Origin of the sequence: Pseudomonas cremoricolorata DSM 17059 = NBRC 16634 (assembly GCF_000425745.1) — a bacterium.
GTDB classification, from domain to species: Bacteria; Pseudomonadota; Gammaproteobacteria; order Pseudomonadales; family Pseudomonadaceae; genus Aquipseudomonas; species Aquipseudomonas cremoricolorata.
Map to the genome: position 1 here is coordinate 1 of NZ_AUEA01000021.1, position 7,898 is coordinate 7,898.

Consider the following 7,898-nt stretch of genomic DNA (forward strand, 5'->3'; position numbering starts at 1 on the left):
ATGCGAAAGCGCGATAGCGTGCGCACGGTGCGCGGCTGCGGGCTGGTGGAAATCGACTCGCCGCCGATCAGCCGCTGCACGCGCAGCTCGCGCATGTGGTGGTCGTCGTAGGCGTAGTTGAGGGTGTTCTCGTAGTCGGTTTCCTTGGGGTTGATGGGGATGATGTACGTCCCTTTCTCGGCCCACAGGTTCAGCCATTGGGTGTATTCACCGTGGTCGAGCATGTCGCCTTCCTGCCAGATGAAGGCGGTCACTTCGTTGAGCAGTTGCAGGTTCATCATTGCGCCTCCACCGACATCATCTTCTTCCACTGCTGGTACGCCGCGCGCATGCCGGTTTCGGCACTCACATCCGAAATGCGTCCATCGGCGCTGTCACGCTCACCGGGCAGGCCGCGGTTGAGCATGATCCACAGCTCGTCACCGGCACTGGCGCCTTTCTGCACCCGTTCCCAGGCTTCGGAATCGTCCGGGGTACCAAAGCCCATCGGGCCCTGGAAGTGTTCGTGCAAACGCAGGCGGTAGCGGTTGGCCGCCGCCGGGCCGCCGTCCATGGTGATCACCGAGTGGTGGATTTCCGTTTCGGTCACCGACAGCGGTTGCAGCACGCGGAAGAACGCCATCGAGCAGGCGACGTTGGGGAACAGGTTGAGGTTGAAACCGGTGCCGCCGACCGCGCGGACGATGCGCCGAACTTGCTGCTCGTCGATGCCTTCTTCGCGCAGCTCGCCGGCCAGCGCTTCGAAACGCTCCGGGATCGGCTTGTCGAGGTCGGCCTCAAGGTCCACCAGGTCGGGAATCATCACCATCACGCTGTGGCCATTACCCAGGTCTTCGACGTAGCCCGGGCCTTTGACGAAGTCGAACAGCGCCAGGGTCTGTTCATCCACCGATGACAGAAAACTCTTGTGCACCAGCGGGAAGTGGTAGGCGTCGGTGGTGTTTTCCAGCTGGATCTTCCAGTTGCCGGGGAAGCGGAAGCGGTGCTCGCCCGGCACCTTGATGCCGTAGCCGGCGCCCTGCTTCATGAACAGGTCCATCCATTTTTTCGCTGGGCCGAGGAAGTCCACCAGTGGCTCGATGTCGTCCTTGAAGGTGGCGAAAATCATCCCGGCATAGGACTCGACCCGCAGGCTGACCAGTGGCAGCTCGGACTTGTCGAGGCAGTCGCCATAGCTTTCCGGGTGCGGAATGCCGCGCAGCGAACCATCGAGGGCATAGCCCCAGCCGTGGTAGGGGCAGACGAAGCTGTTGGTCTTGCCCTTCTTGTGCTCGCACACGGTAGCGCCGCGGTGGCGGCAGCGGTTGAGCAGTACGTGGACGTCTTTCTTGCGGTCACGCACGACGATCACCGGCTGCTTGCCGATGTAGGTGGTCTTGTAGCTGCCGGAGTCGGGGATTTCGCTTTCGTGGGCGACCCAGATCCAGGTGCTGGAGAAGATCTTTTCCAGCTCGGCGTCGAACAGCGCCGGGTCGGTGTAGAGGGAGGTGTGCACGCGGTCGGCCTGCACCAGATCGGCGGGGTCGACAGCCAGGTTGATGGCAGGAATCAGGTTACTCACGGGGTGCTCCTTGCCAGCTACGCAGGCTGGCAGTGATCGGCAATCGATGGCGAGGGCAGCGCGGCTCAGCTGCGCTGGATGATCAGTTCGCGGCCCATGCGCGCCTCGATCTTCACGTAGCGCCACAGCTTGTACGGCCCCTCGCCCACTGCCGTGGTGCGCATCAGGTTGCAGGCGGCGTGGACGGTCTCGACATCGGGCACATCGGCCAGCAGGTAGGTGGTCCAGGGGAAGCCATCGGAGGGGCCGACCATGCTCTGGTCGTCGTCCATGTTGCCCAGCACCTTGACCCCGGCCAGGTCATGGATGCCGTTCCACATCGCGCTAAAGGCGGCCCACACTTGCAGCTGTTCATCGCGCGCGGCATCGAAGAAGTTCTGGTTGATGCCCATGCAGAACAGCACGCGCAAGGTCTTTTTATCGCTCATGAGTAATACCCCGAAAGTTACAGATAGCCTGGAAGAGGCGCTTTGCCGAAGAACATCGCTCCGGCGTTCTGGTAAGTGACATCGCCCATGAAGGCGTGCTGGGTGACCACCTGGGCATCGTTGACGCAGCGCGCCAGCGGACTGTCGTTGTAGATGCCGGTCATGCCCGAGAGCATCTGTGCACTGCGCGCGACCTCGGCCGCCACCCGGGTGGCGTGGGTCGAGGACAGGCGCAGCAGGTTGACCGCCTCGGGCGGCACCGGATCACCCGCCAGCACGTGCTGCCAGGCAGCGTCGATGGATTCGTAGAAGAACGCCCGTGCCGAGCGCAATGCGGCTTCGGCGCGGGCCACGTCGACCTGGGCCAGGGGCCGCTCGGCCAGTGCCGGGGCGCCGGTCACTGAAATCCGCCCGCTGGCCATGCCGGCCAGCTCGTCCAGCGCGGCGCGGGCCACACCCAGGCCCACCACCGACAGCACCTGGGTGGCGAACGACAGCGACGGGTAACGGAAGAACGGCTCGTCGAGGTTGGGCTTGCCGCCCCGCACGAAGGTCCACTCCTCGCCGACCACCACGTTCTCGACCACCAGGTCGTGGCTACCGGTGCCGAGCAGGCCGACGGTGTCCCAGGTCGCCTCGATGCGCGCGCTGCGCTGAGGCAGCACCGCCAGGCGCGGCAGGTCGAGCTTGTCGCCGTTGCGCGGGGCGATGCCGACACCGACGATGTCGGCGCCCATCGAGCCACTGGAGTATTTCCAGCGGCCATTGACCTTGAAGCCACCGGCCACTACCTCGGCCGGTTGCGGCGGGAAGATGCCACCGGCGAACACCGTGTCGGGGTTGGCGCCATACAGCGCGGTGATGGTCTCGAGCGGCAGTGCGGCCAGGTACACCGGGCTCATGCCGAAGCTTGCCACCCAGCCGGCAGAGCCATCGGCATGGGACACCCGCTCGACCATCTGGCAGAACTCGCCGGGCGAGCACTCCAGCCCACCAAAGCGTTTCGGCACCAGGGCGCGGTACACGCCGTGGGCCTTGAAGGCGTCGATCACGTCAGCCGAGATATGCCGCTGGCGGTCGAACTCACCGCTGCGAGCACGCTGGCGCAGGGTGTCGAGCAGCGTGTCGAAGGCCGGGCCGGAGGCGAGCGCAGCACTGGAGGCTGCGCGCAGGCAATGCGAATCCATGGAGTTTCTCCGTATCAAGGACGGTAGGCATCAGGGCAGAGGTGCAAAGCGAATGGCCTAGGGGCGTGGCGTTCGCTGTGGCAAGGCGTGGCGGCCCGAGTACGGGCACCCGCCACCAGGGAGGTGAGCAAGGTCAGGCGGCATGGTCTGTCTCTCTTGTTTTGGTTGCCGATGGTTGGAATGTGCGAGCATTTACGTGAATTGTCAATTGAATGTTCACGTGTATATCGGCGTGTTCGCCTGGATCGAAAACACCAAGAAGCCTTGCCAAAAATTGATCTATATCATTGTTTTAAAAGGTTTTAGGTCGATATTTAGAGCCTGAAAAGGCTACTTTTACCCAGCAAAACGCTCTAAAAAAACCCTCGTTCAATATCAAAATATTTTCAAAAAAAACGCTGCGCGCGACTCACGCACAGGGTTGCGAGCGCCCATTGTCGCGCCTTGGAAAGCGCGACATACTCCGGCGACTAATGGATTTTTCACGTGATAGGGATTGTTGGCAGGCCCCTTGCGGCGCTGTCAGTGGCAGGGACCGCCGATTCCACAGCGCCGCGCACGAGGTCTTGTATGGCTACCCCTGCTCACCGCCCCATCACCTTGCAGGACCACCGCCTGCACTACCTGCACCTGAGCCACGAACACGGCTCGATGCGTGCGGCTGCGGAAATGCTCGGCGTGGCCACCTCATCGGTGAGCCGGCAGATCGCCCGCCTCGAGCAGGAACTGGACATCGCCCTGGTCGAGCAAGGCACCCACCGCATTCGCCTGACCGCCGCCGGCCAGGCGGCAGTGGCCTATTACGCGCGGCGCCTGCACGAACACACCGCACTGCTGGAGACCCTCGACAGCCTGCGCAGCCAGCAGGCTGCGACCACGGTCATGGCCATTGGTGAGGGTTTGCTCGGGGCGCGGGCGATTCATTCCCTGCAGGCGTTTCTGCGCGAGCACGGCGCGCACCAGGCCGAGATCATCAGCGCGCCCTCGCTCGAGGTGCAGCGCATGGTCTCGGCCGACGAGGCGCACCTGGGCGTGGTCTTCTCGCCCAGCGCGACCGGACGGCTGACGCGGTTGTTCAGCCTGGCGCAACCGCTGCGCCTGATCGTGCACCGCAGCCATCCGTTGGCCGCGCGCAGCATGGTCACCCTCGAAGAGCTGGCGCAGACCTCGCTGGCCCTGCCCGGCCCGCGCTTTCGTGTGCGTGAGCTGGTCGACGGCGCCTGCCGTGGGCGCGATTTCGAGATCACCCCGAGCCTGACGTCCAATTCCCTGGTGGTGCTGCTCGACTACGTACGCTCAGGGCTGGGCGCCACGCTGCTGGCCGAGCTGCCGATCAGCGACGAACTCAAGGGCGGCACGCTGCGCGCCATCGCCATCGACTGCCCGGCCATGCAGGCCACCGATATTCAGATCGTCGCCCGCCGCGGGCGCGTGCTGGAAGCGCTCGACCGCGCCCTGGCCCAGGAGATGGCCAAGGCCATGCGCCTGGCCCTGTGAACGTCAGTGACTGACCGGCCTGGCCCGTCGCCGCCAGGCCAGCACCAGGCCATAGCAGGCAGCGCTGCCGACCCCGGCACAGACCATCACCAGCGCCAGGCGGCCCGGGTCGTTGCCCACCACCCGTGCGGTGATGCCACTGCACAGCGAAGCCAAGGCGAACTGCGCGGAAATCGCCAGCCCCGCCGCCGCCCCCGAACGATTGGGGAACAGCGCCATCAGGCAAGCGATGCTGTTGGCGCCGAGCAAGCCGGTGGCGCCGATGTACAGCATCACGCACAGCACCAGTTGCACCAGGCCGACCGATTCGGCCAGCGCGGCGTGCAACAGCCCGGCGCAGGCGAGCAAGGTCAGCAGCACGCCGATGCCGATCATCCGCTGCGGCCCATGGCGCCTGACCAGGCGCGCATTGATCAGGGTCAGGCCGATGATCGAGACGAAGTTCAGCGCCATCAGCCAGGCGTACTGCCCGGGCGACAGGCCAAAGTGTTCGGCATAGACGAATGGCGAGCCGGTCATGAAGCCGAACATGCCGCCCAGCGCCAGGCCCATGCAGCCCATGTAGGCCAGCGCCAACGGCGCGCGCAGCACGCCCAGGTAAGCCAGAAACGCCGAGGCCAGCGAGGCGCTGCGCCGGCTCGGCGGCAGGCTTTCCTGCAAGCGCCAGGCGGTGCTGGCCATGACCACCGCGACGAACACCCCAAGCGCGACGAAGATGCTGCGCCAGCCGGTCAGGGCCAGCAGCGCACTGCCGACGATCGGCGACAGCAGCGTGGCGATCATGGTCACCAGGTGCATGAGGGTCAGCACCCGCGCCGCCTCGGTGAGGGCGAAGCGGTCACTGACCACCGCGCGCCCCAGCACCGATGCCGCCGCCCCGCCGAGGGCCTGGAAGAAGCGCGCCAGCACCAGCTGATCGATGTCGCTGGCGAAGATGCACGCCAGGGTCGCGGCCAGGTACACCGCGCCACCTGCCAGCAGCAAGGGCCGCCTGCCGAAGCGGTCGGCCAGCGGGCCGTAGCAGAGCATGCCCAGGCACAGGCCCAGCAAAAAGGTGCCGACGGTGGATTGCACGCTACTGCTGCTGGCCTGCAGGTCGGCGGCGATGGCCGGCATGGCCGGCAGGTTGATGTCGATCGACAGCGGCACGATGGCGGTCAACGAGGCCAGCAGCAGGACGGTGCCGACAGGGGTTCGGGACATGGGCGCTTCACAGGTTGAGGCCAGCCACGACAAGGCGCCTGGCCGGGGGTGGGCAAGGCTTGAAGAGTGAGAAATATTACGTGAAATGTCAATTAATAAGCTGGATCGTTCGCGAATGAACCGCAGCGCTGGACCATCCGCTCGCCCAGCCCCCTCCAAAGCCCACTGCACGTTGCACAAAACGCAACATACTTGCCCGGCGCTGTCATTGAGTGACCTTGCCCGGCGTTTTAGCGTGTAGCTCATAAAGCCACCGGCTCACCGGGGCGCAAAAAAACAAAAGAGGCCTTGCCATGACCGTGCGCACACTCCCCGCTTCGCAGCCCCCGTCCGTTCGCAGACCGCGCCTCGTGCGGTCATTGCCGCAGCTCGACTAGCCCATTCCGCCAACACCCGCCAGCCCCTGCTCCAGCCGCTCCCAGAGGCGGCGGAACGCCGCTGGACGACTCACCTACGTGAACCTGCAGAGGTGCCCGATGAACCACCTGATTCCCGCCGTCAATCTGTCCGTCGATCCCGCCGATCTGGTGCAGGCCGACCGCGTGCACACCTCCCTCTACACCGACCCGGCGCTGTTCGACGCCGAGCTGGAAAAGATCTTCTCCAGCACCTGGATCTGGGTCGCCCACGAAAGCGAAATCCCTGACTCCGGCAGCTACAAGACCACCTACATCGGCAAGCAGCCGGTGATCGTCGTGCGCGACCGCAAGAAAGACGTGCACGTGCTGCTCAACCGCTGCCGCCACCGCGGCGCTACGGTGTGCGAGCACAAGAAGGGCAAGACCAACAGCTTCGTCTGCCCCTACCACGGTTGGGGCTATGCCCTCGATGGTTCGCTGCGCGGCATTCCGCACCCGGAAAGCTATGGCGACTGCCTGGATAAATCCGAGCTGCCGCTGGTCAGCCTGCGCGTGGAGTCCTACGCCGGGATGATCTTCGCCACCTTCAAGGACGACATCGAGCCGCTGGTGGACTTCCTCGGCCCGGCGAAAAAATGGATGGACCTGTTCATGAAACAGGGCGCCGGCTACGGCATCAAGGTGCCGGGCGAGCACCGCTTCCGCTTCCCCGGCAACTGGAAGATCCAGCTGGAAAACACCACCGACGCCTATCACTTCCCGCTGGTGCACAAGAGTTTTCTGTCATCGGTCGATGAACAGACCCTGGCGCTGTTCGACTTCGTCAAAGGCCCGGGCTACGTCGAAGACCTGGGTAATGGCCACAGCGTGATGGTGATGATTCCCGACCTGGTGGACCTGGAAGCCGACCTCGACAAGCCGATCCCGGAGCGCTTCGAAGCGCTGGCCGGCGAGCTGCGCGAAGAAGGCATCGACGAGCAGCAAGTCCGGCGCATCGTCCGCGCGGTCGGCGGTACCGGTTTCAACCTCAACCTGTTCCCCAACGTCGCCTGCTCGATGGCGTTCTTCCGCGTGCTGCAACCGCTGTCGGTGACCGAAACGGAAATCCACCACTCGGTGATCACCATGGACGGCGGCCCGGCGGCGGCCAACCGCTACCGCCTGCGTTTGCACGAACACTTCCAGGGCCCGATGGGATTCGGCACCCCGGACGACTCCGAAGCCTGGGAACGGGTGCAGAAAGGCGCCAGTGCCGGTGACGAGCTGTGGATCATGCTCAACCGCGGCCTGCCCGGTGAGCGTGACAGCGCCGATGGACGCATTTCGGATGTGAGTGCCGAAACCGGCATGCGCGCGGCGTACCAGCAGTGGAAGAAGATGATGTCGGTGGAGGCGCAATGATGAACCTGCAACTGCTCAACGAAGTGACCGCCTTCATCTGGCAGGAAGGCGACATGCTCGACCACGGTGAATACACCCAATGGCTGAACCTGTGGGCCGAGAAAGGGACGTACATCATCCCCATCAACCCCAAAGAAACCGACTACGAGAACACCCTCAACTACGCCTACGACGACCACCACATGCGCGAGCTGCGCGTGCAGCGGCTGATCGGCGGCGAGTCGATTTCCACCAGCCCGCAGCCGCGCACCGTGCGCACGCT

8 protein-coding genes are annotated in these 7,898 nt (G+C 64.7%); 3 read left to right on the forward strand and 5 right to left on the reverse strand.

The features are described from left to right. The 4 genes from H618_RS0118735 to iacA all read right to left on the reverse strand — a co-directional run. Positions 1 to 278: aromatic-ring-hydroxylating dioxygenase subunit beta (locus H618_RS0118735; RefSeq protein WP_028696525.1), on the reverse strand; the 278-nt coding region annotated here is incomplete at its 3' end. Next, positions 278 to 1,561: an aromatic ring-hydroxylating oxygenase subunit alpha gene (locus H618_RS0118740; protein ID WP_028696526.1), complete on the reverse strand. Its 1,284-nt coding sequence runs from the start codon at positions 1,559 to 1,561 to the stop codon at positions 278 to 280. The genes H618_RS0118740 and H618_RS0118735, both read right to left, overlap by 1 nt. A 65-nt stretch (positions 1,562 to 1,626) precedes the next feature. Next, entirely contained in the window at positions 1,627 to 1,989 is a 363-nt protein-coding gene (locus H618_RS0118745) for a hypothetical protein (protein ID WP_028696527.1), read from the reverse strand. A gap of 17 nt (positions 1,990 to 2,006) precedes the next feature. After that, complete coding sequence (gene iacA / locus H618_RS0118750) at positions 2,007 to 3,176, reverse strand: indole-3-acetate monooxygenase (protein ID WP_028696528.1); 1,170 nt, start codon at positions 3,174 to 3,176, stop codon at positions 2,007 to 2,009. A gap of 570 nt (positions 3,177 to 3,746) precedes the next feature. Here iacA and H618_RS0118755 point away from each other — a divergent pair. Next, positions 3,747 to 4,673, forward strand: coding sequence for a LysR family transcriptional regulator (locus H618_RS0118755; RefSeq protein WP_028696529.1), 927 nt, complete (start codon positions 3,747 to 3,749; stop codon positions 4,671 to 4,673). Between the two features lie 3 nt (positions 4,674 to 4,676). Here H618_RS0118755 and H618_RS0118760 read toward each other — a convergent pair whose 3' ends face one another. Then, positions 4,677 to 5,876 (reverse strand): multidrug effflux MFS transporter, encoded by a 1,200-nt coding sequence (locus tag H618_RS0118760; protein WP_028696530.1) that lies wholly within the window; start codon positions 5,874 to 5,876, stop codon positions 4,677 to 4,679. A gap of 476 nt (positions 5,877 to 6,352) precedes the next feature. Between H618_RS0118760 and H618_RS0118765 the strand changes: the two genes are divergently transcribed. Then, a complete protein-coding gene (locus H618_RS0118765) occupies positions 6,353 to 7,636 on the forward strand; it encodes an aromatic ring-hydroxylating oxygenase subunit alpha (RefSeq protein WP_028696531.1) in 1,284 nt (427 codons plus the stop codon). Further along, the coding region (locus H618_RS0118770; RefSeq protein ID WP_028696532.1) for an aromatic-ring-hydroxylating dioxygenase subunit beta at positions 7,636 to 7,898 on the forward strand (263 nt) is incomplete at its 3' end. The genes H618_RS0118765 and H618_RS0118770, both read left to right, overlap by 1 nt.

Excerpts from the sequence above, each read along its gene's own strand:
- H618_RS0118745 (WP_028696527.1), bottom strand. The coding sequence starts at position 1,989 with ATGAGCGATAAAAAGACCTTGCGCGTGCTGTTCTGCATGGGCATCAAC.
- iacA (WP_028696528.1), bottom strand. The coding sequence starts at position 3,176 with ATGGATTCGCATTGCCTGCGCGCAGCCTCCAGTGCTGCGCTCGCCTCC.
- H618_RS0118760 (WP_028696530.1), bottom strand. The coding sequence starts at position 5,876 with ATGTCCCGAACCCCTGTCGGCACCGTCCTGCTGCTGGCCTCGTTGACC.
- H618_RS0118765 (WP_028696531.1), top strand. The coding sequence starts at position 6,353 with ATGAACCACCTGATTCCCGCCGTCAATCTGTCCGTCGATCCCGCCGAT.
- H618_RS0118755 (WP_028696529.1), top strand. The coding sequence starts at position 3,747 with ATGGCTACCCCTGCTCACCGCCCCATCACCTTGCAGGACCACCGCCTG.